Annotated in this window: 24 protein-coding genes; 14 read left to right on the top strand and 10 right to left on the bottom strand. The window is 66.6% G+C overall.

Annotated elements, in window-relative coordinates:
• Positions 1 to 7 precede the first annotated feature (7 nt).
• The 3 genes from ABIC90_RS16945 to ABIC90_RS16935 all read left to right on the top strand — a co-directional run bounded on the left by ABIC90_RS16945 (position 8) and on the right by ABIC90_RS16935 (position 3,297).
• Entirely contained in the window at positions 8 to 1,165 is a 1,158-nt protein-coding gene (locus ABIC90_RS16945; RefSeq protein WP_354355927.1) for an AI-2E family transporter, read from the top strand.
• A gap of 148 nt (positions 1,166 to 1,313) precedes the next feature.
• On the top strand, positions 1,314 to 1,778 hold the full coding sequence (locus ABIC90_RS16940) for a DUF2141 domain-containing protein (protein ID WP_354355925.1): 465 nt from the start codon (positions 1,314 to 1,316) through the stop codon (positions 1,776 to 1,778).
• Between the two features lie 10 nt (positions 1,779 to 1,788).
• A complete protein-coding gene (locus ABIC90_RS16935; RefSeq protein WP_354355923.1) occupies positions 1,789 to 3,297 on the top strand; it encodes a carotenoid oxygenase family protein in 1,509 nt (502 codons plus the stop codon).
• Positions 3,298 to 3,504: 207 nt separating this feature from the next.
• On the opposite strand, the gene ABIC90_RS16930 is transcribed toward ABIC90_RS16935, so the two are convergent.
• Positions 3,505 to 4,407 (bottom strand): LysR family transcriptional regulator, encoded by a 903-nt coding sequence (locus ABIC90_RS16930; RefSeq protein ID WP_354355921.1) that lies wholly within the window; start codon positions 4,405 to 4,407, stop codon positions 3,505 to 3,507.
• 112 nt (positions 4,408 to 4,519) lie between these two features.
• On the opposite strand from ABIC90_RS16930, the gene gcl reads away from it, so the two are divergent.
• Genes gcl through ABIC90_RS16915 form a run of 3 tightly spaced genes read left to right on the top strand, consistent with a single transcriptional unit; the run spans position 4,520 to position 8,065 of the window.
• Positions 4,520 to 6,313, top strand: a complete 1,794-nt coding sequence (gcl, locus tag ABIC90_RS16925; RefSeq protein ID WP_354355919.1) for a glyoxylate carboligase — start codon at positions 4,520 to 4,522, stop codon at positions 6,311 to 6,313.
• Positions 6,314 to 6,332: 19 nt separating this feature from the next.
• Complete coding sequence (gene hyi / locus ABIC90_RS16920) at positions 6,333 to 7,112, top strand: hydroxypyruvate isomerase (RefSeq protein ID WP_354355917.1); 780 nt, start codon at positions 6,333 to 6,335, stop codon at positions 7,110 to 7,112.
• Positions 7,113 to 7,153: 41 nt separating this feature from the next.
• Complete coding sequence (locus ABIC90_RS16915) at positions 7,154 to 8,065, top strand: 2-hydroxy-3-oxopropionate reductase (RefSeq protein WP_354355915.1); 912 nt, start codon at positions 7,154 to 7,156, stop codon at positions 8,063 to 8,065.
• A gap of 121 nt (positions 8,066 to 8,186) precedes the next feature.
• Here the strand turns inward: ABIC90_RS16915 and ABIC90_RS16910 are convergent, their stop codons facing one another.
• Positions 8,187 to 9,527 (bottom strand): NAD(P)/FAD-dependent oxidoreductase, encoded by a 1,341-nt coding sequence (locus ABIC90_RS16910; RefSeq protein ID WP_354355913.1) that lies wholly within the window; start codon positions 9,525 to 9,527, stop codon positions 8,187 to 8,189.
• Positions 9,528 to 9,764: 237 nt separating this feature from the next.
• On the opposite strand from ABIC90_RS16910, the gene ABIC90_RS16905 reads away from it, so the two are divergent.
• The 5 genes from ABIC90_RS16905 (at position 9,765) to ABIC90_RS16885 (ending at position 15,406) form a co-directional block, all read left to right on the top strand.
• Positions 9,765 to 12,068 (top strand): NADP-dependent malic enzyme, encoded by a 2,304-nt coding sequence (locus ABIC90_RS16905; RefSeq protein ID WP_354355911.1) that lies wholly within the window; start codon positions 9,765 to 9,767, stop codon positions 12,066 to 12,068.
• Positions 12,069 to 12,245: 177 nt separating this feature from the next.
• Positions 12,246 to 13,280 carry an ABC transporter substrate-binding protein gene (locus tag ABIC90_RS16900; RefSeq protein ID WP_354355909.1) on the top strand — a complete coding sequence of 345 codons (1,035 nt, stop codon included), beginning with the start codon at positions 12,246 to 12,248 and terminating at the stop codon, positions 13,278 to 13,280.
• Positions 13,280 to 14,134 carry an ABC transporter ATP-binding protein gene (locus ABIC90_RS16895; RefSeq protein WP_354355907.1) on the top strand — a complete coding sequence of 285 codons (855 nt, stop codon included), beginning with the start codon at positions 13,280 to 13,282 and terminating at the stop codon, positions 14,132 to 14,134. Before ABIC90_RS16900 ends, ABIC90_RS16895 begins: the two co-directional genes overlap by 1 nt.
• Before the next feature lie 11 nt (positions 14,135 to 14,145).
• Complete coding sequence (locus ABIC90_RS16890) at positions 14,146 to 14,916, top strand: ABC transporter permease (RefSeq protein WP_354355905.1); 771 nt, start codon at positions 14,146 to 14,148, stop codon at positions 14,914 to 14,916.
• 7 nt (positions 14,917 to 14,923) lie between these two features.
• Positions 14,924 to 15,406, top strand: coding sequence for a nucleoside deaminase (locus ABIC90_RS16885; protein WP_354355903.1), 483 nt, complete (start codon positions 14,924 to 14,926; stop codon positions 15,404 to 15,406).
• Positions 15,407 to 15,449: 43 nt separating this feature from the next.
• On the opposite strand, the gene ABIC90_RS16880 is transcribed toward ABIC90_RS16885, so the two are convergent.
• From ABIC90_RS16880 to ABIC90_RS16870, 3 genes are read right to left on the bottom strand one after another with little or no spacing between them, the layout of a single operon-like run.
• A complete protein-coding gene (locus ABIC90_RS16880; protein ID WP_354355901.1) occupies positions 15,450 to 15,671 on the bottom strand; it encodes an oxidoreductase-like domain-containing protein in 222 nt (73 codons plus the stop codon).
• A gap of 12 nt (positions 15,672 to 15,683) precedes the next feature.
• Positions 15,684 to 17,033, bottom strand: coding sequence for a sensor histidine kinase (locus tag ABIC90_RS16875; protein WP_354355899.1), 1,350 nt, complete (start codon positions 17,031 to 17,033; stop codon positions 15,684 to 15,686).
• Positions 17,030 to 17,710 (bottom strand): response regulator transcription factor, encoded by a 681-nt coding sequence (locus ABIC90_RS16870; protein WP_354355897.1) that lies wholly within the window; start codon positions 17,708 to 17,710, stop codon positions 17,030 to 17,032. Before ABIC90_RS16870 ends, ABIC90_RS16875 begins: the two co-directional genes overlap by 4 nt.
• A gap of 136 nt (positions 17,711 to 17,846) precedes the next feature.
• Here ABIC90_RS16870 and ABIC90_RS16865 point away from each other — a divergent pair, with 136 nt between their 5' ends.
• Entirely contained in the window at positions 17,847 to 18,533 is a 687-nt protein-coding gene (locus tag ABIC90_RS16865; protein ID WP_354355895.1) for a phosphatase PAP2 family protein, read from the top strand.
• Positions 18,534 to 18,548: 15 nt separating this feature from the next.
• Here the strand turns inward: ABIC90_RS16865 and lpxO are convergent, their stop codons facing one another.
• Together lpxO and ABIC90_RS16855 are read right to left on the bottom strand one after the other, a co-directional pair.
• Positions 18,549 to 19,445, bottom strand: a complete 897-nt coding sequence (gene lpxO, locus ABIC90_RS16860; RefSeq protein ID WP_354355893.1) for a lipid A hydroxylase LpxO — start codon at positions 19,443 to 19,445, stop codon at positions 18,549 to 18,551.
• A 170-nt stretch (positions 19,446 to 19,615) separates the two neighbouring features.
• Positions 19,616 to 20,557 (bottom strand): NAD(P)-dependent oxidoreductase, encoded by a 942-nt coding sequence (locus ABIC90_RS16855; protein WP_354355891.1) that lies wholly within the window; start codon positions 20,555 to 20,557, stop codon positions 19,616 to 19,618.
• Positions 20,558 to 20,609: 52 nt separating this feature from the next.
• Here ABIC90_RS16855 and ABIC90_RS16850 point away from each other — a divergent pair, with 52 nt between their 5' ends.
• Positions 20,610 to 20,957, top strand: coding sequence for a winged helix-turn-helix transcriptional regulator (locus tag ABIC90_RS16850; protein WP_354355889.1), 348 nt, complete (start codon positions 20,610 to 20,612; stop codon positions 20,955 to 20,957).
• Here the strand turns inward: ABIC90_RS16850 and ABIC90_RS16845 are convergent.
• Both ABIC90_RS16845 and ABIC90_RS16840 read right to left on the bottom strand, forming a co-directional pair.
• Positions 20,954 to 21,355, bottom strand: a complete 402-nt coding sequence (locus ABIC90_RS16845; protein ID WP_354355887.1) for an OsmC family protein — start codon at positions 21,353 to 21,355, stop codon at positions 20,954 to 20,956. The two genes, ABIC90_RS16850 and ABIC90_RS16845, sit on opposite strands and share 4 nt — an antisense overlap.
• A 68-nt stretch (positions 21,356 to 21,423) precedes the next feature.
• Positions 21,424 to 21,891: a winged helix-turn-helix transcriptional regulator gene (locus ABIC90_RS16840; protein ID WP_013542969.1), complete on the bottom strand. Its 468-nt coding sequence runs from the start codon at positions 21,889 to 21,891 to the stop codon at positions 21,424 to 21,426.
• 128 nt (positions 21,892 to 22,019) lie between these two features.
• Between ABIC90_RS16840 and ABIC90_RS16835 the strand changes: the two genes are divergently transcribed.
• Entirely contained in the window at positions 22,020 to 23,321 is a 1,302-nt protein-coding gene (locus ABIC90_RS16835; RefSeq protein ID WP_354355884.1) for a D-amino acid dehydrogenase, read from the top strand.
• 41 nt (positions 23,322 to 23,362) lie between these two features.
• Here the strand turns inward: ABIC90_RS16835 and ABIC90_RS16830 are convergent, their stop codons facing one another.
• A complete protein-coding gene (locus ABIC90_RS16830) occupies positions 23,363 to 24,487 on the bottom strand; it encodes an aromatic ring-hydroxylating dioxygenase subunit alpha (RefSeq protein ID WP_354355882.1) in 1,125 nt (374 codons plus the stop codon).
• Positions 24,488 to 24,604: the final 117 nt, after the last annotated feature.

The following is a 24,604-nucleotide window of genomic DNA, read 5'->3' as shown; positions in this document are numbered from 1 at the left end:
GACACTTATGAATTCACCCCAACTCCAGCGCGGCGCGTTCCTCGCCCTGCTCGCCGCCGTCACCGTCGCCTTCATCTGGGTGCTGCTGCCGTTCTTCGGCGCGGTGCTGTGGGGGGTGGCACTGGCGATCCTGTTCACGCCGCTCTACAAGTGGCTGCTCAAGAAAATGCCGGGCAAGCGCAATGCCGCCGCGCTCTCCACGCTGGCCATCTGCCTGTTCATCGTGATCCTGCCGCTGGCGATGGTGGGTGTGTCGCTGGTGCAGGAGATCGCGCTGGTCACGCAGAACATCCGTTCGGGGCAGATCAACTTCGCGGCCTACTTCCAGCAGATCCTGAGCGCCACGCCGCAGTGGCTGCTGAGCATCTTCGAGCGCCTGAACCTGGGCAACACGCAAGCCTGGCAAGACCGCATCTCGGCCGCCGCGGGCCAGGGCAGCCAGCTCATCGCGGGGCAGGCGCTCACCATCGGGCAGAACACATTCGATTTCGTGGTCAGCTTCTTCGTGATGCTGTACCTGCTGTACTTCCTGGTGCGCGACGGCTCGACTCTCTCCAGGACCATGCGCGACGCGGTGCCGCTGGCCAAGCCGCACACGCATTACCTGCTCAACAAGTTCACCACCGTGATCCGCGCCACCGTCAAGGGCAACGTGGCGGTGGCCATCACGCAGGGCACCATCGGCGGGCTGGCATTCTGGTTCCTCGGTGTGCAGGGCGCGCTGCTGTGGGCGGTGCTGATGGCTTTTCTGTCGCTGCTGCCGGCCGTGGGCGCGGCGCTGATCTGGGCGCCGGTGGCCATCTACTTCCTGGCGACCGGGCATTTCTGGCAGGGCGGCGTGCTGATCTTCGTGGGCGTGTTCGTGATCGGCCTGGTCGACAACATCCTTCGCCCGGTGCTCGTGGGCAAGGACACGCAGATGCCCGACTACATCGTGCTGATGTCCACCATCGGCGGCATGGCGATCTTCGGCATCAACGGCTTCGTGATCGGCCCGGTGATTGCGGCGCTGTTCATGGCGGCATGGAGTCTGTTCGTGGACTCGGGGCATGTGGGCAACGGGCACGAGAGCCTTGCCGTCGATTCGCCAAAGACACCTGAAGCGCCTGAAGCGGCTGAACGCGCAAGGCACGCGGAAGGCGCCGGGAACAGCAAGAAGGGCTGATGCACCGGCGGGCACCGGCCCGCTCCGCCCCCGCCCTGCGCCTCCCTTGCGCATCTGGCGCGCGTATTCCGACGCTTCGTCTCATGGCGCTGGGCACCGCCGCCCGGCTGCGAGATCGTCGGGCCTCCAACTACCTGCGAGGCCCACCATGCATCTTTTCAAGCTCCCGCCCCGTCCGGCTGCGCGCACCTTGCGCACCGCGGCTGCCCTGGCTTTCTTCGCTTGCCTTGTCGGCCTCGCGCCGCTCCACGCACGGGCCGCCGACCTGAGCCTGAGCGTTGCCGACGGCCCGCCCGCGGAGGCCACGCTCTACGTCGCGCTGTACAACGACGCCGCCGGCTATGCCGCCAGCAAGCCGGTGGCATCGCAGACCGCCCCGATGCAGGGCGGCAAGGCCCGCCTCGTGTTCGCCGGCCTGGCACCGGGGCGCTACGCGCTGCGGGCGTTCGCCGACGAGAACGGCAACGGCAAGCTGGACACCAACCTGCTCGGCATGCCGACCGAGCGCTACGGCTTCTCCAACGATGCCAAGGGCAACCGGGCCGCGCCCGACTTCGAGGCTGCGGCGTTCGGCGTGGATGCCGACGTGCAGACCCTGATTCACCTGCACTGAGGAGCCCGCCATGGAACGACGCGAACTCCTGCGCCTGCTGGCCTCTGCCGGCGCCCTGCCCTTGCTTGCACCGCTGGCGCGCGCCGGCGGCACCGGTGTCGCGGACGACAACTGGCAAGCCCAGTTCGAAGCCGCCCGCACCCCCTGGAAGACCGGCTTTGCCACGCCACAGGGCGACCTGCCGCTCACCCGCGCCGCCGTGCGCGGCCGCTTTCCAGATGCCGTTGCGGGCACGCTGTTCCGCATCGGCCCGGCCGGCCATGACCTGGGCGGCGAGCGCTATCACCACTGGTTCGACGGCGACGGCATGGTGCATCGCTTCGTCATCGACGGTGCCGATGTGCGGCACCAGGGCCGCTATGTCGCCACGCCCAAGCGCGTGGCCGAAGTGAGCGCCGGCCGCCGCCTGGTCGAGGCCTTCGGCACCATGCCGCCGGGCGCGGAGCCGCCACCCTCGGCCGACAGCATCAACGTGGCCAACACCAGCGTGCTGCCGATGCAGGGGGAGGTGCTGGCGCTGTGGGAAGGCGGCTCGGCCACCCGCGTGGACGCGCGCACGCTGGACACGCTGGGCGTGAAAACCTGGCGCCCCGACCTGGCAGGCATGCCCTTCTCCGCCCACCCCAAGGTGGACCCGGACGGCACGATCTGGAACTTCGGCGTGAGCTCCGGCCAGGGCATGCTGGCGCTCTACGAAATCGGCCCCGACGGCGCGCTGCGCCGCGCCGCCGTGGTGCCGGTGGCCGACATGCCGATGGTTCACGACTTCGCCGTGACCGAGCGGCACCTGGTCTTCCTGATGCCGCCGCTGGTCTACGACCCCAAGCGCAAGGAAGCGGGCGCGAGCTTTCTGGACGCCCATGTCTGGCGACCCGAACTTGGCATGCGCGCCTTGGTGGTCGACAAGAAGGACTGGGACAAGCGCCGGATGCTCACGCTGCCGGCCGGCTTCCTGTTTCACGTCGGCAATGCCTGGGAAGAAGACACGCCGCGCGGCACGTCGATCCACGTGGACTACGTGCGCTCGGACAACGCCGACTCGGTATTCACCACCAACCGCGAAGTGATGCGCGGCCGCCGCGTGCGAAGCACAGACCCGCACCTGACAGTCGCCACGCTGAACCTGGGCACCGGCACCGCGACGCAGCGGACGCTGTCGCAGGAAGCGGAGTTTCCGCGCATCGACCCGCGCCGCGTGGGCCTGCGCCATCGCCAGGTGGTTCACGCCACGCAGATCCGGCGCGATCTTCCGGGCTTCGGTTCGGTGGCGCGCACCGACGTCGAGAGCGGCCGCAGCCAGCGCTTCAGCTACGGCGCGGAGGCCATCGTCGAAGAACATGTCTTCGTGCCCGACGGCACGAAGCCCGGCTGGGTGCTGGGCACGGTGCTGGATTTTGGCCGGCAGAAGACGGTGCTGTCGTGCTTTGCTGCCGATGACCTGGCAGCCGGGCCGGTGGCGCAGGCCACGCTGCCCTATGCGCTGCCGCTGGGGCTGCACGGCGCTTTCGTGCCGGCTTGAAGACATCAAACCGTTCACGCTGAGCTTGTCGAAGCGCCGCGCGTGGCTTCGACAGGCTCAGCCCGAACGGTTGTTGTTGAACCCGGAGCGAACGATGGTCGAGTTTGTTGCTTCTCCACAATCCGTTCGCACTGAGCTTGTCGAAGTGCCGGCGCGTGGCTTCGACAAGCTCAGCCCGAACGGATGTCGATGGACCACCGGTCCCTGTCAGGCAGCCCACCAGCCCTCGTCGAAGCGTCCCTGCAGGAAGGCCACGAAGCCCGACACCTTGCCCGGCACCAGCTTGGGCGACGGAAAAACGGCGTGGATCTCCTGCTCGGGCAATGCGTATTCAGCGAGCACCTCGCGCACCTTGCCCGTCGCGAGGGACTCGCTCGCCACATAGCGCGGCATCAGCGCAATGCCCAATCCGTCGCGCGCCGCCGCCAGCACCGCCGAGAGGTTGTTCGAGCGGAAGCGCCCCGACACCGGCACCGTCACCGGCTCGCCCTTGGGCGTGTGCATGCGCCAGAACTCGTCGCCCACCACGCTGCTGTAGATGAGCGCCACATGCGCGCTCAGGTCCTGCGCGCGCTTGGGCGTGCCGTGCTTCTTCAGGTAGCCCGGCGCCGCGACCATGACCCATGGGTTGGCGCCCAGGTAGCGCGCGCCCAGCGATGAGTCGGCCAGCTTGCCCATGCGGATGGCCACGTCGATGCCCTGCGCGATGAGGTCGACGTAGCGGTCCTCGAAGCTCAGGTCCAGTTGCACCTGCGGGTGCCGCTGCATGTATTCCAGCGCCAGCGGCACCACCACGCGCCAGCCGAAGGCCACCGAGGTGCCCACGCGCAGCAGCCCCTGCGCCTGGTTCTGCCGCAGCTGCACGATGCTGTCGGCCTCCTCGGCGTCGCGCACGATGGTCTTGCACTTCTCGTAGTACAGCGCCCCCGGCTCGGTAAGGCTCACGCCGCGCGTGTTGCGGTTGAGCAGCCGCACCTTCAGCCGCGCTTCGGTGGCCGCGATCTGCTTGGTCACGGTGGGTTGCGTGGTGTTGAATTCGCGCGCCGCTTTCGAGAAGCTGCCTGTCTCGACCACGCGCACGAACATCTCCATTGCCAACAATCTGTCCATTGGCGCATCGTAGCCAGTTATTCCGCTACGGAATAGGTTTTATGGTCCCCAGCCGTCTTCTTCGAATGGCCCCCTCTTCCTACAGTGGACGTCACTTAACGGAGACAGTCCCATGGCAAAAATGAAAGCGGTCCAGGCCGCCGTGCTGGTGATGGAAAAGGAAGGCGTGACGCAGGCCTTCGGCGTGCCCGGTGCCGCCATCAACCCGATGTACTCGGCGCTGCGCCAGCGCGGCAGCATCTCGCACATCCTCGCGCGCCACGTCGAGGGCGCCTCGCACATGGCCGAGGGCTACACGCGTGCGGTGGCCGGCAACATCGGCGTGTGCATCGGCACCTCGGGCCCGGCGGGCACCGACATGATCACCGGCTTGTATTCGGCCTGGGCCGATTCGATTCCCATCCTCTGCATCACCGGCCAGGCGCCGCGTGCGCGCCTCTACAAGGAAGACTTCCAGGCGGTGGACATCGAGTCGATCTCCAAGCCCGTCACCAAGTGGTCGGTCACGGTGCGCGAGCCCGGCCAGGTGCCGCAGGTGTTCCAGCAAGCCTTCCACCTGATGCGCTCGGGCCGCCCCGGTCCTGTGCTCATCGATCTTCCGTTCGACGTGCAGATGGCCGAGATCGAGTTCGACATCGACAGCTACGAGCCGCTCGTTCCCTACAAGCCGGCCGCCACGCGCGCCCAAATCGAAAAGGCCATCGGCATGCTGCAAGCAGCCGAGCGCCCGCTGATCGTGGCCGGCGGCGGCGTCATCAACGCCGATGCGTCCGACCTGCTCGTGCGCTTTGCCGAGGCCACCGGCGTGCCGGTGATTCCCACGCTCATGGGCTGGGGCTCCATTCCCGACGACCATCCGCTGATGGCCGGCATGTGCGGCCTGCAGACCAGCCACCGCTACGGCAACGCAACGATGCTCGCTTCGGACTTCGTGCTGGGCATCGGCAACCGCTGGGCCAACCGCCACACGGGCTCGGTCGATGTCTACACCAAGGGCCGCACCTTCGTGCACGTGGACATCGAGCCCACGCAGATCGGCCGCGTGTTCACGCCCGACTTCGGCATCGTGTCGGACGCCAAGTTGGCACTGGAGCAGTTCGTCGCCGTGGCCGAAGAAATGAAGGCCGCCGGCAAGCTCACCGACCGCCGCGAGTGGGCCAAGTCGTGCATCGAGCGCAAGAAGACCATGCTGCGCAAGACCAACTTCGACAGCGTGCCGATGAAGCCGCAGCGCGTGTACCAATGCATGAACAACAACTTCAGCAACGACACCTGCTACGTGAGCACCATCGGCCTCTCGCAGATCGCGGCCGCGCAGTTCTTGCACGTGTACAACCCGCGCCACTGGATCAACTGCGGCCAGGCCGGCCCGCTGGGCTGGACCATTCCCGCCGCGCTGGGCGTGCGCGCCGCCGACCCGACGCGCAAGATCGTCGCGCTCTCGGGCGACTACGACTTCCAGTTCATGATCGAGGAGCTGGCCGTGGGCGCGCAGTTCAAGCTGCCGTACATCCACATCGTGGTGAACAACTCGTACCTGGGCCTCATCCGCCAGGCGCAGCGCGGCTTCGAGATGGACTACTGCGTGCAGCTCGCGTTCGACAACATCAACGCGGGCCCCGACGCGGGCATCGAGAGCAGCTACGGCGTCGATCACCTGAAGGTGGTCGAGGGCCTCGGCTGCAAGGCGATCCGCGTGAACAAGCAGGAAGAGATCGCACCGGCCATCCAGCGCGCCGAGGCCCTCATGGCCGAGTTCAGCGTGCCGGTCGTCATCGAGGTGATGCTTGAGCGCGTGACCAACATCGCGATGGGCACCGAGATCGACAACATCACTGAATTCGAGCCCCTGGCCGAAGACCGTGCCGACGCGCCCACCGCGGTGGCGGCCGAGATGCTGGACTGAGCGGACACAGGAGACACACATGCCCAAGTTCGCAGCCAACCTCACAATGCTCTTCACCGAGCTGCCGTTCATGCAACGCTTCGAAGCCGCCGCCAAGGCGGGCTTCAAGGGAGTGGAATACCTCTTTCCCTACGCCTTCGAGAAGAAGGAACTGGCCGCGGCCCTGCGCGCCAACGGCCTGGTGCAGGTGCTGCACAACCTGCCGGCCGGCGACTGGGACCAGGGCGAGCGCGGCATCGCCTGCCACCCCGACCGCACGGGCGAATTCTCCGAAGGCATCGGCATGGCGATCGACTACGCGACCGCGCTGGGTTGCCCGCAGGTCAACTGCCTGATCGGCAAGCTGCCGGCGGGCGCCGACATCAACGTGGTGAACCGCACCGTCATCGACAACCTGCGCCTGGCCGCGCGGGAACTCGAAGCCGCGGGCCTGCGCATGCTGATCGAGCCGATCAACAGCTTCGACATTCCGGGCTTCTATCTCAACCGCACCGACAAGGCGCTGGCGCTGATCGAGGCGGTGGGCTCGCCGAACCTGAAGGTGCAGTACGACATCTATCACGCGCAGCGCATGGAGGGCGAACTGGGCAACACGCTCACCAAGCACCTCGCGCAGATCGGCCATATCCAGCTGGCCGACAACCCGGGGCGGGGCGAGCCGGGCACGGGGGAAATCAACTATCCGTGGCTCTTCAAGCACATCGATGCGATCGGCTACGACGGCTGGATCGGCTGCGAATACAAGCCGCGCAGCGACACCGTGGACGGCCTCGGATGGCGCGAAGCCCTGACCCACTGACAACGAACGACAGCGAACCTCAAGAAATCGGACACAGAGACATGACCGCAACGCAACAAAAAATCGGATTCATCGGCTTGGGCATCATGGGCGCGCCCATGGCGGGCCACCTGCTCGACGCGGGCCACCAGCTCTTCGTGAACACGCACGGCAATACGCCCGAGCTCTTCATCTCCAAGGCCACCATCTGCGCCTCGGCGGCCGAGGTGGCGCGCCAGGCCGACATCATCTTCATCATGGTGCCGGACACGCCCGACGTGGAGAAGGTGCTCTTCGGCGAGCCGGGCACGCAGGGCGTGGCGGAGGGCCTGAAGGACGCCCGCGGCAAGATCGTGGTGGACTGCAGCTCCATCGATCCGATCGCCACCAAGGCCTTCGCCAAGCGCATCGTGGCGCTGGGCTGCGGCTACATCGATGCGCCGGTCTCCGGTGGCGAAGTGGGCGCCAAGGCCGCGAGCCTCACCATCATGTGCGGCGGCGACGAGGGCACTTTCGAGCGCGTGAAGCCGCTGCTCGACAAGATGGGCAAGAACGTCACGCTGGTGGGCGCGGTGGGCGACGGCCAGGTCTGCAAGGTGGCCAACCAGATCATCGTGGCGCTGAACATCGCGGCGGTGGGCGAGGCGCTGCTGTTCGCTTCGAAGGCGGGTGCCGATCCGGCCAAGGTGCGGCAGGCGCTGATGGGCGGCTTCGCGAGCTCGCGCATTCTCGAAGTGCACGGCGAACGGATGATCAAGCGCACCTTCGCGCCGGGTTTCCGCATCTCGCTGCACCAGAAGGACCTGAACCTCGCACTGCAGAGCGCGCGCTCGCTGGGCGTGGCGCTGCCGCAGACGGCGGGTGCGGCGCAACTGATGAACGCCTGCGCGGCGCTCGGCCATGGGCAGTCGGATCACTCGGCGCTGGTCAAGGCGCTCGAAGCGCTCGCCCAACATACCGTCACACCGGACTGATCGATCACCGCCGTTCGGGCTGGAACATCACCACCGTTCGGGCTGAGCCTGTCGAAGCCTTGCACCGTCGGGCACCGGCCCTTCGACAAGCTCAGGGCGAACGGTGGGTGGCGTGAAGACCTCAGGTCTTTGCAGCTTCCAACGATTCCTTGAGGTTCCTCCGCCGCCATGCCCAGGTCTTCACGGCCTGCGGCAGGATGCCGATGCACGAGGCGTAGTACGTCACCTTGAATCCCCAGAAGCGCGGCCCGATGGGCGTGTCGCGGAACAGGTCACCGGCCAGGATGGACAAGAGCGCCTCCTGCATGCGCCACAAGTTGCGCGGATTCATGAAGAGCCGGCGGATGGCCGGCGAAGTGATGCGGTAGATGAACCACGAGAACATCTTCGGTCCGTGCTTCATCACCTTCTCGTAGTGGCGGAAGGCCTTCTCGGCCTCCTTCGCCTCGCCCTTGAGCCACAGGTCGGCCGCGGTCGCGGCCTCGAAGCCGCTGTTCATCGCCAGGTACACACCCGAGGAGAACATCGGGTCGACGAAGGCGTAGGCGTCGCCCACCATCATGAAACGGTCGCCGCGGCAGAACTTCGAGTCGTAGGCGTAGTTGCCGGTGGTGGTGGCGCCCTCCATCAGCGTGGCGTTTTTCAGGCGCGCAGCCAGCTTGGGCGCGAGCGCAATGGTCTGCATCAGGAAGTCTTCGAGCAACGCACCCTGGCGGCGCTTGAAGTACGCGGGCGATGCCACGGCGCCCACGCTCACGGTGCCGTCCTTCAGCGGGATGTACCAGAACCAGCCGTGGTCGAACCAGAACAGCGAGATGTTGCCCTCGAAGCGGCCCGGCCGGCGCTCGGCGTTGGCGAAGTGGCCATAAAGCGCGGCGCTCGCGTGCTTGCGGTTGCGCCGCTTGGCATCGAACTGGTTCGACAGCAGCGTGTCGCGCCCGCTCGCGTCGATCACGAAGCGCGGGCGCCAGCTGGTTTCGGTGCCGTCGTCGGCCCTGATCAACACCTGCGGGCGGTTGTCGGGCGTGCCCTTGCCGGCGTCCATGTCCACCCCGGTGACGCGCTGGCCCTCGAAGGTGCGCGCGCCGAGCTTGCCGGCATGGCGAAACAGCAGTTCGTCGAATTCCGAGCGGCGCACATGCACCGCGTACGGAAAGCTCTTGTCCATCGCTTCGCCGAAATTGAAGTGGCTCGAATGGTCGTGCCAGGGCGAGACGAATTCCGCGCCGTGCTTCTTGATGCCGATGGCCTCGACCTCGGTGCGCACGCCCAGCCGGTCGAACAGCGGCATGTTCATCGGCAGCAGCGATTCGCCGATGTGAAAGCGCGGATGCTGCGCCTTCTCGATCAGCACCACGTCGTGCCCCTTGTCCGCGAGCAGCGCGGCCACGGTGGAGCCCGAAGGGCCGCCGCCGATGACGACGACGTCCGGCTCGGTGCCGGTGAAAGTTCCGGTTGTCATGCGCTGCCCCTCGATGTCTTTATATGTTTGAGTTGACGGTGCCGGTCGCCTGGCGGGCCAGCGTTCAATGCCTTGGTTAACACTAATACACATTGGTTAACGGCTCCGGAGTTTAGCGAAGCGGCCACCACGCCCTGCGGGAAGCGATAGGTTCAGGCTTTTTCGGCATTCCCCCTCTGAGAACTGACGGCGCTTTTGGGGTAGCCTCGTTGCCCGTAGAAACAAGGAGACTTTTCCATGGCTGCCCCCCTCTCCCCCGCAGAAGAAGCACTTCGCGAAGCAGCGCGCGAGTACCACCGTTCGCCCGTCAAGGGCAAGATTTCGGTCACCCCCACCAAGCCCCTGCTGAACCAGCGCGACCTGTCGCTGGCCTATTCGCCGGGCGTGGCCTATCCGTGCCTGGACATCGCGGCCGACCCCTCGCTGGCCACCGAATACACGGCGCGCGGCAACCTGGTGGGCGTCATCACCAACGGCACCGCGGTGCTGGGCCTGGGCAACATCGGCCCGCTGGCCGCCAAGCCGGTGATGGAAGGCAAGGGGTGCCTGTTCAAGAAATTCGCCGGCATCGACGTGTTCGACATCGAGCTGGCCGAGAACGACCCCGACAAGCTGGTCGACATCATCGCGGCGCTGGAGCCCACGCTGGGTGGCATCAACCTGGAAGACATCAAGGCGCCCGAATGCTTCTACATCGAGAAGAAGCTGCGCGAGCGCATGAACATCCCGGTGTTCCATGACGACCAGCACGGCACGGCCATCATCTCGGCGGCGGCCCTCATCAACGGCCTGGAACTGGTCGGCAAGAAGATCGAGGAAGTGAAGATCGCCGTGTCGGGCGCCGGCGCCGCCGCCATCGCGTGTCTCGACGTGATGGTGGGCCTGGGCGCCAAGCCCGCCAACATCTACGCCTGCGACTCCAAGGGCCTGATCTACATCGGCCGCGCCGGCGGTTTCGACGAATCGAAGTCGCGCTACGCCCAGAAAGACACCGGCGCCCGCACCCTGGCCGACGTGGTGAAGGACGCCGATGTGTTCCTGGGCTGCTCGGCCCCCGGCGTGATGACGGCCGAGATGGTCAAGACCATGGGCACGCAGCCCATCATCCTGGCGCTGGCCAACCCCGAGCCTGAAATCCGGCCCGAGCTGGCCAAGGCCGTGCGGCCCGACTGCATCATCGCCACGGGCCGCTCGGACTATCCGAACCAGGTCAACAACGTGCTGTGCTTCCCGTACATCTTCCGCGGCGCGCTCGATTGTGGCGCGACCAAGATCACGGAAGAAATGAAGCTGGCCTGCGTGCGCGAGATCGCCGACCTCACCAAGGCGGACATCAGCGAAGAGGTGGCCACCGCCTACGCGGGCCAGGAGCTTGCATTCGGCCCAGACTACATCATTCCCAAGCCTTTCGATTCGCGGCTGATCCTGCGCATTGCGCCGGCCGTGGCCAAGGCGGCCGCGGCCTCCGGCGTGGCCACCCGCCCGATCGAGGACATGGAGGCCTACCGCCAGCACCTGACGCGCTTTGTCTACCAGACCGGCATGTTCATGCGCCCGGTGTTCACCGCCGCCAAGCTGGCCGCCGCCAAGCGCGTGGCGTATGCCGAAGGCGAAGACGAGCGCGTGCTGCGTGCCGCCCAACTGGCCGTGGATGAAGGCCTGGCGCAGCCCATCCTGGTGGGCCGCCCTGCGGTGATCGAGGCGCGCATCAAGAAGGCCGGACTGCACATCCGCATCGGCACCGACGTGGAAGTCGTCAACCCCGAAGACGATCCGCGCTTTCGCGTGTACTGGGAGGCCTTCCACAAGCTCATGGGCCGCCGCGGCGTGACGCCCGAGGCCGCCAAGACGATGGTGCGCCGCTCCAACACCACCATCGCCGCGCTGATGCTGCACCTGGGCGATGCCGACGCGATGATCTGCGGCCTGGTCGGGCGCTTCGACGTGCACCTGGAGCACATCCGCAACCTCATCGGCCTGAAGCGCGGCGCGCCGGGCTTCGCGACGCTCAATGCGCTCACGCTGGAGAAGCGCACCGTCTTCATCACCGACACCAACGTGAACGAAGACCCGAGCGCCGAACTGCTGGCAAGCATCGCCATGATGGCGGCCGAGGAAGTGCGCCGCTTCGGCCTGCCGCCCAAGGTGGCCTTTCTCTCGCACTCGAACTACGGCACATCGAGCCGAGGCTCGGCCCGCAAGATGCGGCTGGCGCGCGACCTGTTCGCGCAGATGGCGCCCGACATCGAATGCGACGGCGAAATGCACGGCGACTCGGCCCTGTCCGAGGAAGTGCGCCGCACCGCCCTGCCCGAGACCACGCTCACCGGCGAAGCCAACCTGCTGGTGTGCCCGAACCTCGACTCGGCTCACATCCTCTACAACGTGCTGAAGATGACCGGCGCCAACGGCATCACGGTCGGGCCGATCCTTCTGGGCGGCGCAGCCTCCGCGCATGTGCTCACGCCGACATCGACGGTGCGCCGGGTGGTGAACATGACGGCGCTGGCGGTGGCGAATGCGACGACGGCGTTGAAGTAACCGCAGCCCACCCATCGAAACGCCCCACTGTGGTGACACAGCGGGGCGTTTTTTCGTCCTTTGCACCGCGAGCGCCCGCCGGCGCACCGCCTCGGCCTCCTCGGAAGGGTTCGCACCAATCGCGTGCAGGCACCGTTTTTGCTTGAATGCTGAAGCATTCACATTTACGGAACTCGCATGAACAAGCGTCAACTGCTTCAGTCCTTCCTCGCCGCCTCGGCCCTGAGCTTCGGCCTCAACGCGGCCTTTGCCCAGGCTCCGACGCCGATCAAGTTCCAGCTCGACTGGCGCTTCGAGGGCCCCGCCGCGCTGTTCCTGCACCCCGCGGCCAAGGGCTACTTCAAGGCCGCGGGCCTGGACGTGACCATCGACGCGGGCAACGGCTCGGGCGGCACGGTCACGCGCGTGGCCTCGGGCGCCTACGAAATGGGTTTTGCCGACCTCGCGGCGCTGATGGAATTCCACGCCAACAACCCCGACAGCCCGAACAAGCCGGTCGCGGTGATGATGGTCTACAACAACACGCCCGCCTCGGTCATGGCGCTCAAGAAGAGCGGCATCACCAAGCCCGCGGACCTCGCTGGCAAGAAGCTGGGCGCACCGGTGTTCGACGCGGGCCGCCGCGCATTCCCGATCTTTGCCAAGGCCAACAACATCGGCGCGGTCAACTGGACCGCCATGGACCCGACGCTGCGCGAAACCATGCTGATCCGCGGCGACATCGACGCCATCACCGGCTTCACCTTCACGTCGCTCCTGAACCTGGAGGCGCGCGGCGCCAAGGCGGCGGACGTGGTCGTGCTGCCCTACCCCGACTACGGCGTGAAGCTCTACGGCAACGTGATCATCGCGTCGCCCAAGCTCATCAAGGAGAACCCGGAGGCGGTGAAGAAATTCCTCTCGGCCTTCGCCAAGGGCGCCAAGGAAGTCATCGCCAGTCCGGCCGTGGCCATCGAATCGGTGAAGGCGCGCGACGGCATCATCGACAGCAAGCTGGAAACCCGCCGACTGCAACTGGCCATCGACACCGTCATCAACAGCCCCGACGCACGCGCCGAAGGTTTCGGCGCGGTCAATGCGGGCCGCTTGTCGCTGATGGCTTCGCAGGTGTCGGACGCCTTCAACACCAAGACCCGCGTGAGCCCCGACGCCGTGTGGACGGCCGCGCTGCTGCCGCCTGCGGCCGAACTCGGCGGAATCCTGCGCAAGTGATGGCGGACGACACCGCCACCGACGCCAACTTCGTCGACTTCCAGGACGTCTGGCTCGCCTACAACGAGGAGCTGCTGCGCGAGAACCACTTCGCCGTGGAAGCCATCGACCTGAAGGTCAAGCGCGGCGAATTCATCGCCATCGTCGGGCCTTCGGGTTGCGGCAAGTCGACCTTCATGAAGCTCACCACGGGGCTGAAGATGCCGTCGATGGGCAAGATCCGCATCGACGGTGCGCCCGTGACCGGGCCGCTCAAGATTTCCGGCATGGCCTTCCAGGCGCCGTCGCTGCTGCCGTGGCGCACCACGGTCGACAACGTGCTGCTGCCGCTGGAGATCGTCGAGCCCTACCGCTCGAACTTCAAGGCCAAGCGCAAGGAATACGTCGAGCGCGCGCGCAAGCTGCTGCAGAAGGTGGGCCTTGCAGGCTATGAAGACAAGTTTCCGTGGCAGCTCTCGGGCGGCATGCAGCAACGCGCGAGCATCTGCCGCGCGCTCATCCACGAGCCCAAGATGCTGCTGCTCGACGAGCCCTTCGGCGCGCTCGACGCGTTCACGCGCGAAGAGCTCTGGTGCATCCTGCGCGACCTCTGGACCGAGCAGCGGTTCAACGTGATTCTGGTGACGCACGACCTGCGCGAATCGGTGTTCCTGGCCGACACGGTGTACGTGATGAGCAAGAGCCCGGGGCGCTTCGTGGTCAAGCGCGAGATCGAGCTGCCGCGTCCGCGCGAGCTGGAACTCACCTACACCAAGGAGTTCACCGACATCGTCCTGGAGCTGCGCGGGCACATCGGCGCCATCCGCAACACCGGCATCAGCGCGGCGCAGACAGCCGCCGCTGCTTCCCATTGAGCGAGCGCGCCATGAAGAACACCAAGCAAATCGAACGCTGGTCCCCCTGGCTGCTGCTGGTTGCGGTGCTGCTGCTGTGGCAGGTCATCTGCGCGGGCTTCGAGGTTTCGGATTTCATCTTTCCGAGCCCCTTGCGCATCTGGAGCCAGTTCTGGGAATACAAGGAAATCATCGCCGGCCATGCGTGGCGCACCTTCTGGGTCACGATGGCGGGCTTCGGCCTGGCCATCGTGGTGGGGGTGTTGCTGGGCTTCGTGATCGGCAGCTCGCGCATCGCGTACGCGGCCGTGTATCCGCTGATGACGGCCTTCAATGCGCTGCCCAAGGCAGCCTTCGTGCCGATCCTGGTGGTGTGGTTCGGCATCGGCGTGGGGCCGGCGATCCTGACGGCCTTCCTGATCAGCTTCTTTCCGATCATGGTCAACATCGCGACCGGCCTGGCCACGCTGGAGCCCGAGCTCGAAGACGTGCTGCGCGTGCTTGGCGCCAAGCGCTGGGACGTGCTGGTCAAGATCGGCCTGCCGCGCTCCATGCCCTACTTCTTCGGCTCGCTGAAGGTCGCGATCACGCTGGCCTTCGTCGGCACCACGGTGAGCGAGATGACGGCCGCCAACGAAGGCATCGGCTACCTGCTGATCTCCGCCGGCTCGGCCATGCAGATGGGCCTGGCCTTCGCGGGCCTGATGGTGGTGGGTGCGATGGCGATGCTGATGTACGAACTCTTCAGCGTGATCGAGAAGCACACGACAGGCTGGGCGCACCGTGGTTCGCAGAACCAATAATGCGCGGATGACACCAGACCAGATCATTCGCGCGCTGCGGCGCGCCGACGAGGTGGCCCGCCGCGCCATGGCGATGGGCCGCCACCCCTTCGGCGCGGTGCTGGTCGCACCCGACGGCGAAACCATCCTCGCCGAGCAGGGCAACATCGACACGGTGCAGCACGCCGAAGCCACGCTCGCGCGCCACGCCGCGCAGAACTGGCCGGCCGAGTACCTCTGGCAATGCACGCTGGTGACCACCTTCGAGCCCTGCGCGATGTGCGCGGGCACCAGCTACTGGGCGCACATCGGGCGCGTCGTCTACGGCGCTGAAGAATCGGCGCTGCTCGCGCTCACCGGCGACCACCCCGAGAACCCGACGCTGAGCCTGCCCTGCCGCGAGGTGTTCGCGCGCGGGCAAAAGAAGATCGAGGTGATCGGGCCGGTGCCTGAAGTGGCGGAGGAAATGATCGCCACCCACCGTGGGTTCTGGGAATCTCGCGGGCACTGAAGGAATTCCGGCCCGGCCCGGCCCGGCACGCAGGTCAGTGCAGTCAGCCCAGCCGCAGCGACGCCTCGTCGCGCCAGTAGTTCACCGCGGCGAGCCAGCCTTCCCACACGCAGCCGTTGCAGCCGCGCCCGCAGCAGGTGGTGGGCTCGGGCGGCGGCGCCCGCATGGCAATGTCTTGGGCCGCCAGCACCGCCTGCACGCGCGCGATCAACGCTTGCGCGCTGGCGAGATTCGTGGGGTCGGGCATTCGGTCGATGAGGTTCATTCGGGCCGGCGCTCATGCGTCCAGGTTCAGTTCGAGCCGCATTTTCGCGCCGCCCGATTCGCTCGATCCGATGCTCAGTTGGCCGCGGTGCAGGCGCGCCACCTCGGCCACCAGATGCAGCCCCAGCCCCGCGCCGCGCCCGCGCGGCACGAGCCGGTGAAAAGGCGCGACCACGCGTTCGCGCTCGGCTTCGGGAATGCCCGGTCCCGAATCGAGCACCTCGATGCACGAGGGCTCGCAGAGCCGCACCTCGATGTCGCAGCCCGGCCCGCCGTGCTCGATGGCGTTCTGGATCAGGTTGCTCAGCGCGCGTTCGAGCGAGGGCGCGTCGCCGCGCACCACCAGCGGCCGGGGCGCATCGACGGAGAGCGTGCAGCGGTTCTGGATCGCCAGCGGCGCGATGTCGGCCGCCACGCGTTCGCACAGCGCCTTCAGCTCCACCTGCTGGTCCAGCGCAACGCTGTGGTCCAGCCGCTGCAGGTCGAGCAGTTGTTCGGCCAGCGTCGCGAGCCGCGCGGAGGCCTGCATCAGCTTGACCTTGATCGGATCGTTCGGCAGGCCCGCCAGGTGGATCTGCAGCGTGGTGATCGGCGTGCGCAGCTCGTGCGCGGCATCGGCCAGAAAGCGCTCCTGCCGGTCGTAGCCTTCGTTGAGCCGGTCGAAGGCGCGGTTGACGGCATTGACCAACGGGCGGATCTCGCTGGCCACGTTGTCCAGCGGCAGGCGCGTGGTGCGCTCGTGCACGTCGATGCCTTCCGCATGTTCCGCGGTGGCGACCACGCCCCGCAGGCCGCGCTTGACCACGAATGGCGTGGCCAGGATCACGCCCAGGCTGGTCAGGAGCGCCATCGGCGCCACCAGCCACAGGAACACCAGGCCCGTACCCTTGAGCGTGTTCTTCAGCGACAGCGGACTGCCGGTCTGCACGAGCAGGTTGACCGGCCCGGCCGCCGTCTCCACGCGCTCGAAGCGGGCCTTGGGCTGGGTGTTGTTTTCTTCGGGCTCGATGGCCGTGCGCGCGATGCCGTCGAGGGTGACCACGAGCGCGGCATACCGGGGCGGCACGTCGCCGTGGCGCACTTCCGCACCCTTCGCATCGCGCGCAATGAACCAGAACGACGGGTCGTCCTCCTGCAGCCGCACGAACGCGGGCGTGGACACGACCGCCAGCCGGCCCTCGGTGTCGCGGGCCAATGCGCGCTGGATCACGGCCACGGTTTCCTGTCCGGTTTCGTCGACCACGCGGCCCAGCACCCAGGCCAGGCCGACGAAGCCGCCCACCACCAGCGAGCCGACCACCAGTTGCAGCAGGATCAGGCTCCATATCAGCCGCCAGCGCAGCGAGATCAGGCCGAGGCTCATGCGGGCAACGCCGCGCAGATCAGGTAGCCCACGCCGCGGATCGCGTGGATCTCGACCTCGGCGCCCGCACGGTCCAGCTTGGAGCGCAAGCGCGAGACATGCGTGTCGAGCGCGTTCGACTGGATGTCTTCCTTGTGGCCGTACACGCGGTCCTGCAGGGCTTCGCGCAGCACGGTGCGGCCTCGGTGTTCGAGAAGGGTTTCGAGCACCAGCAGCTCGCGCCGCGGCAGCGTGAGGCCCCGCTCGCCCACATGGGCCTGCCGCGCCTGGTGTTCGAAGTGCAGCTGCCCGAGCGTGGTGACCGGGTTGGCGCGCACCGCGGGCCGCCGCGCGAGCGCGCGCACGCGCGCCGTGAGCTCGTCCATCGAGAAGGGCTTGGCGAGGTAGTCGTCGGCGCCGCCGTCCAGGCTCAGCACGCGCTCGGCCACGTCCGACATGGCGGTGAGCACCAGCACGGCGGCGGCGATGTCGTTCTGCCGCAGGAAGGCCACCAGCGAGAGGCCGTCGCCGTCGGGCAGGCCCCGGTCGAGCACGATCACGTCGTGCTGCGCGCCGAGCGCAGCCTCCTCGGCTTCGCGCAGCGAGCTCGCCACATCGACCACCGCCTGGTTCTGACGAAGTGCCGATGCGAGCGCTTGCGCCAGGTCGACTTCGTCTTCTACGAGCAGGATTCTCATGAGGGATGGGGCGGTGGACCGGATGGGCGGGACATTCTAGGAGGGGCTGCCAGAGACCTTTCGCGCAAGGCGGCGCAATGTTCGGGCAATGCTGCTGCATAAGCTGCGCAGTTCCGTCCACCCGAAAGCCGCACCGGTGACATCACGCCCGACCGCCACGCCCCCCACCGCCATGCCCTGGCACCTTGCACTGGCACGGCGCATCGCAACCTTGTGGATCGTCAAGATGATCGGCACCACGGTCGGCATCTCGGGCTTTTTCGTTCTGTACTTCTGGGTGATGCACAACCCGCCGTCGACGCCGACGGTGATGCCGCTCACCGCCGTGGACCATTGGGTGGCCGTGAGCGACGACGCGATGCTCATGTACGGCTCGCTGTGGTTCTACATTTCGCTGGCCCCGGCCCTGGCGAAGGACAAGGCGGAACTCTGGGCCTGCGCGCAGCGCGCCGCGCTGATGGCGGCCGTCGGGCTCGCGGTGTTCTGGTTCTTTCCGACCACGGTGCCGGTGTTCGCGGTCGATTGGTCGCAATACCCGGCGCTGCAGTTCCTCAAGGCTACCGACGTGGGCGGCAATGCCTTTCCGTCGCTGCACGTGGCCTTCTCGGTGTTCACCGCCATCGTGCTCGGGCGGCAGTTGCGCAGCATCCATGCGCCCGCGTGGACGCAATGGCTGAACCTGCTGTGGGCCTTCGGCATCGTCTACTCGACGCTGGCCACGCGCCAGCATGTGCTGCTCGATGTGCTCGGCGGCACGCTGCTCGCGGTCCTTGTCAGCTGGCGCCACACGGCGCGCGAACGGCTGGTGCTCGCGAAAGCCTGAGCCCAGGCCTGAGGCCTACCAGAAGATCCAGAGCGCCAGGCCGCCGAAGATGGCCCACTTCACGAGGTAGTACGCGCGCTTGTCCCAGGCCTTCAGGCGCTTGCCGACCACGCGGATCTGGTAGATGTACTTGAAGGCGCGGTTGATGCCGCCGGTCTTGTCGCCCGCCTCGTTGGGCGAGCTCGCGGCGGCCAGCAGGTTCTTGGCGAACCAGCGGTTCACGGCGCTTGCCCAGCGGTACTTCAGCGGACGCTCGATGTCGCAGAACAGGATCACGCGGTCGTGGTCGGTGGTGTTCTCGGCGTAGTGAATGAAGGTCTCGTCGAACACCACGGCCTCGCCGTCACGCCAGTGGTAGCGCTGGCCGTCCACGTCGATGTAGCAGCCCTCGACGCCGGGTGTCCACAGGCCCAGGTGATAGCGCAGCGAACCGGCGAAGGGATCGCGATGGCGCACGAGGCGGCTGCCCGGTGGCAGCTCGGCGAACATCGCGGCCTTGATGGTGCCGATGCCCTTGAGCAGTGCGGTGGTGCGCGGGCACAGGATGGCGGCCGAAGGATGCGCCTCGTCGTACCACTTGAGATAGAAGCGCTTCCAGCCGCTCTTGAAGAAGGAATTGAAGCCCACGTCGTTGAACTGGCTCGATGCCTTGATGCTGCCGCCGTTGCGCATGGCCAGCGCTTCTTCGCGAATGACTTCCCAGTTCTCTTCGAGCACGCGCATCTCGGGGAACTGCGCGGGCGACAGGTACGGCGTGCCCGGCACCTTCGAGAAGAGGTACATGAAGACGTTCAGCGGCGCGAGAAAGGTCGAGTGATCAGAGAGCTGCCTGAAGAAACGATGCCGGACCTGCCCGCGGAAGTGAACGTAGAGCGCGCTGAGCGCGAAGATTGCAAGAATGACCCACTTCATTGTGAAAGTGTCCTGTAGACGTCGCCGGGGGAGTTCACAATTGTAAATCTCCGCCCCAAAATGGAGCTGGCCACGGCTTTTGGCCTGGCGCGGTGGGAGGTTTCAGCGCCATTGCGTGGGGACCGCGCGCGGCTGGTGCGCCCCCGTTCGCCTTGCCACCCTCGTCCTTGTCAACGCAGCAGCTTGATCAGCGCCGCGATCTCCTCGCCGCCAAGCCCGGCCGCATCGGCCCGCTTGAACAGGCCCGCGGCGAAGGCCGGGAATTCGGTGTTGATGTTCGCCTCCTGCGCCGCCTGCAGGATGCGCTGCGTGGCCTCGACCGAGATGCGCATGGGGCTTTGCGAGATCGTGAAGTCGCCCGACTGGATCACCGAGCCCTCGTGCTGCAGGAAGCCCGCGAAGGTCGGCATGATGCCCGCGACGATCCGGCCGTACTCCGCCACGTCGAAGCCTTCGTGCTCGGCAATGCGCGCGCCGTGCATGAAGCCGAGCAGCGTGCCGTAGATGGTGGAGAGCGTCGCGAAATCCATGGCCGCCGCGGCGCTGGCCTTGGCGCCCAGGTACACAAGGCCGCCGGCCAACACCTTGAGCAAGGGCTCGGTCTCGCGGAACACCGCCGCGTTGCCCGACATGAGGATCGGCGTGTCCGGCCGGCCCATCTGGTCGGGCGCCGCCTGGATCGCGCCTTCGAGATAGGCGGCGCCGTGACGATGCACCCAGGCCTCGGCCGCGAGCGCGTCGCCGGGGCTGCCTGTGGTCAGTTGCACCAGCAGGCGACCGTCCATCGCGGCCGCAACGCCATCCGCCGCGAAGATGGCGTCGGCCGCGCGGTAGTCGTACACGCACATCAGCACGACCCCGGCGGCACGCACCGCTTCGGCCGCGCTCGCCGCCAGCACGGCGCCCATGGCGACCAGCGCGTCGGCCTTGTGGGCCGTGCGGTTCCACACCGTGACCTTGTAGCCCTGGTCCAGGTAAAGCTGCGCGATGGTGACGCCCATCGAACCGAGGCCCAGAACGGAGATTTCCTTGTTGCTCATGGCGATTCCGATGCAAAGTTTGCAGGTTGTGAAGAGGCCTGCATCGTAGGAATTCCACTTGCCAACGGTCAAGTACCTACCATAAAGTCAGGTACCCACCAAAATTACAGTAATGGATCGGCGCATGAAGACGAACAAGCCCTACAACTGCGGCATCGGCCCCGTATTCGAAGTCATCGGCGGCAAGTGGAAGGCCGTCATCCTGTGGGAGCTGCATGTGCAGCCGCGCCGATTCGGCGAGCTGAAGCGCCTCTTGCCCGACATCAGCGAGAAGATGCTGATCCAGCAGTTGCGCGAGTTGGAGACCGATGGCCTGGTCAACCGCGAGGCGTTTCACGAAGTGCCGCCGCGCGTTGAATACTCGGAGACCAAGCTGGGCGCCACGCTCAATGCGGCGCTGGGGCCGCTGGCCGATTGGGGCGACCGCTATGCGAAGCGCGTGGAGGCCGCGCGTAAGAAGGCAGAAGGCTAGTCAGCCCACCCTGTCTCGATCTCGGTCTTCACATCGGTCATGAGCTTGTGCACCGGGCACTTGCCCGCCACGCGCAGCAACTCGTCGCGCTGAGCCTCGCTCAGGTCGCCGGTCACGCGCAGGCCCGACTTCAGGCGGTAGACGCCCTTGCGCTCCTCGCTGTCGTCGCGGTCGACCACGACTTCGATGTCTTCGACCGGAATGCCCTTGCGGCGCGCGTAGATCAACACCGTGAGCGCCTTGCAGGCGGCAAGCGAGGCGTCGTAGAGGTCGTGCGGTTCGGGGCCGCCGTCGCTGCCGCCGCCGGCCGGCGAAGCATCGACCGGAATCTCGTGGTTGCGGATCTTGAGGATGTGGCGCGTGCCGGTGGTGCCGTCGCGGCGGATCGAAATGCTCATGCCGGTTTCCTTGGTGAATGAAAAGGATGCAGACCCTGCGCCGGCATGGTAGCGGCGGCGTTAGTGTGCTAGCGGTCGACGGCCAGCACCAGCGTTTCCTTGATTTCTTCCATCACCACGTAGCTGTGCGACTCGGCCGCCACCGGCAGCTTCTTGAGGATGTCGCCCAGGAGGTGCCGGTATTCGCTCATGCCGCTCAGCCGGGCCTTCACCAGGTAGTCGAAGCTGCCCGACACCAGATGGCATTCGAGCACTTCGGGCATGTGCAGCAGTTCCTGCTTCACCTTGTCGAACACGTCGCCCGACTTGGCCGAGAGCTTGATTTCCACGAACACCAGCAGGGTCTTGCCCAGCGCCTCGGGCGACACGCGCGCGTGGTAACCGGTGATGACGCCGTCGCGCTCCATGCGCTTGACGCGCTCGGCACAAGGCGAGGCCGAGAGGCCGATGTGCTCGGCCAGTTCGGTCATGGAAACACGGCCCTGGCGCTGCAGCAGGTCGAGGATCTTGCGGTCGATTCGGTCGAGTTCGGGCATTTCACTTCGCGGGCTGCATGGGACGATTCTTGACAGCGGATTCCTCCGTAAAACTCTGAAATTCAATGGAATCCACTGCATTGTGCGCTTTAGATTCCTCGTATTCCATCCAAATCGGCGAATACACCATGAAAGTCATCGTTCTCGGCGGCGGCGTGATCGGCACCACCACGGCCTACTACCTCGCGCGCTCCGGCGCCGAGGTGACCCTGCTCGACCGGCAGTCCGGCCCCGCCGAAGAAACCAGCTTCGGCAATGCCGGGCAGGTGTCGCCGGGCTACTCCACGCCGTGGGCCGCGCCGGGGATTCCGCTGAAAGCGGTCAAGTGGATGTTCAAGAAGCACGCACCGCTGTCGATCCGCCCCGACGGCACGCTGTTCCAGCTGCGCTGGATGGCCGCGTTGCTGCGCAACTGCTCGCCCGAGCGCTATGCGGTCAACAAGGAACGCATGATGCGCGTGGCCGAATACAGCCGCGGCTGCCTGCAGCAATTGCGCGCCGACACCGGCCTCGCGTACGAGCATCGCACCGGCGGCACGCTGCAGCTGTTCCGCACGCAGGCGCAGCTCGATGCGGTGCAGCGCGACATCGCGGTGCTCGAGGAATGCGGCGTGCCCTACGAGTTGCTGGACCGCGATGCGCTCGCCCTTGTCGAACCCGCGCTGGCCGGCGCGCGCGACCGCCTCACCGGCGGCCTGCGCCTGCCCAACGACGAAACCGGCGACTGCCACCTGTTCACCCGCGGCCTCGCCGACATCGCGCGCGGCCTGGGCGTGGACTTCCGCTTCGGCCAGTCCATCGACGGCCTGGAGACCGACGGCGGCCGCATCACCGGCGTGCGCACCACCACCGGCAAGATCCTCACGGCCGACCGCTATGTGATGGCCTTCGGCAGCTATTCGCGCGCCGCCGTCGCGGCGCTGGGCCTCGACATTCCGGTGTACCCGGTCAAGGGCTATTCGCTGACCGTGCCCCTGGTGGACGAATCGCTCGCGCCGCAATCGACGGTGCTCGACGAGACCTACAAGGTGGCGGTGACGCGCTTCGACAACCGCATCCGCGTGGGCGGCATGGCCGAGCTCGGCGGCTTCGACCTCCGCCTGAACCCGGCCCGCCGCGCCACGCTCGAAAAAGTGGTGAGCGACCTGTTCCCCGGCGGCGACCTGCCGCGCGCCACCTTCTGGACGGGCCTGCGCCCGATGACGCCCGACAGCACGCCCATCGTCGGCGCCACGCGCTACGCCAACCTGTTCCTCAACACCGGCCACGGCACCTTGGGCTGGACCATGGCCTGCGGCTCGGGCAAGCTGATCTCGGACATGGTGATGGGCCAGCGCCCGGACATCCGCACCGACGGGCTCGGCATGGACCGCTACGACGTGCGATCTTCCCGCGCTGCAGGTCCGCAACCGGTGACGGCGCCGGCTTGAACTGCGTGCTTCTCAACCGTTCACGCTGAGCCCCCAACCGTTCACGCTGAGCTTGTCGAAGCGCTGCGCGAGGCCTCGACAAGCTCAGCCCGAACGGTGGTGGTGACTCGGTCCGCAGAATTCCCGCGGTGCACCTCCGCCTCCCCATGCTTCGCAAGCAGCTGCATCAGGTGCTTGCGAATCAGCATGCCCGGCCGGTCCGACTCCATCGAATACTCCACGCCGCGCCGGCGCGTGTCGACCAATGCATCGGGGTCCGTCGATTCGAGGATGTCCTTGTCCTCGCGCGTCACCGCCTCGTCGAAGTCGATCAGCATCTGCGCCGAGCAGTCGGCCTCCGTGTCGTTTCGAAAGAGCCATTGGCACAGCTGCATGCGCCCGTCGTCGATGGGCGTGAAGCAGTTGATGATGATGTGGCGCACGCCGCTCGGGTACTCGATGTCGAGCCGGCGCGAGAACGGCAGGAAGTAGGCGTTGCGCATGTGGCGCGTGGTGATCGCATCGGTCACGCCGCTGATCGCGTGGAACTTGGCCGGGTTCGCCGCGTCGATGACCGTCTCGGCATAGAAGCCTGAATCGTTCTCCACCAGCTCGTACTTGCTCGGCTTCGGGCTCGCGGCCACGCCGAAAGTGGCGCGGTGCACGAAGCTGAAGTGCGAGTTGTCGAAGGAATTTTCGAGCGCGCGCATCGGGCTCGTCTGCCACTCTTCGTAGAACTGGAAGATCGTTCGGTAGCCCGCGTCCGCGAACTCCGGAATGTCGGGTATGTCGGCGATGGGCTCCTCCAGCGCCACCCAGGCGTAGCCGTAGCGCGCGGTGCAGCGGTAGGCCGTGGTGCGGTACTCGGGCGAGATCTTGCGGTCGGGCTCGTACTGCGGAATGCGGATCACCTGCCCGCTGCGGTCGTAGGTCCAGCCGTGGTAGCCGCATTGAATGGCGCCCTGACCGCAGGCCTGGCCTTCGCTGTTCACGCACCAGCCCTTGGAGAGCTTCGCGGTGCGGTGGCAGCAACGGTCGCGCAGCGCGGCGGGCTGGCCGTCGGCGTCGATGAAAAGGACGATGTCTTCGCCCAGCAGCCTGAAGGGCTTGGGGCCATGGGCCAGTTCGGTCAGCGGCATGACGGCATGCCAGAACTTGCGGAAGACGGGTTGTTGGGTAACGAGCATGCGCGGACTCCTTCTGTGGTCGTGTGGGACGAACTGAAAGAGCAATTTCCTGCCTGGTCGCGGGGCACGCCGCGGGGCTGAACGCTTCTACTCTGCGCAACCTGCCATGCAAATTGC

The organism is Variovorax boronicumulans (genome assembly GCF_040544675.1).
Classification (GTDB): domain Bacteria; phylum Pseudomonadota; class Gammaproteobacteria; order Burkholderiales; family Burkholderiaceae_C; genus Variovorax; species Variovorax boronicumulans_D.
This window is presented reverse-complemented; position numbering and strand designations above follow the sequence as displayed.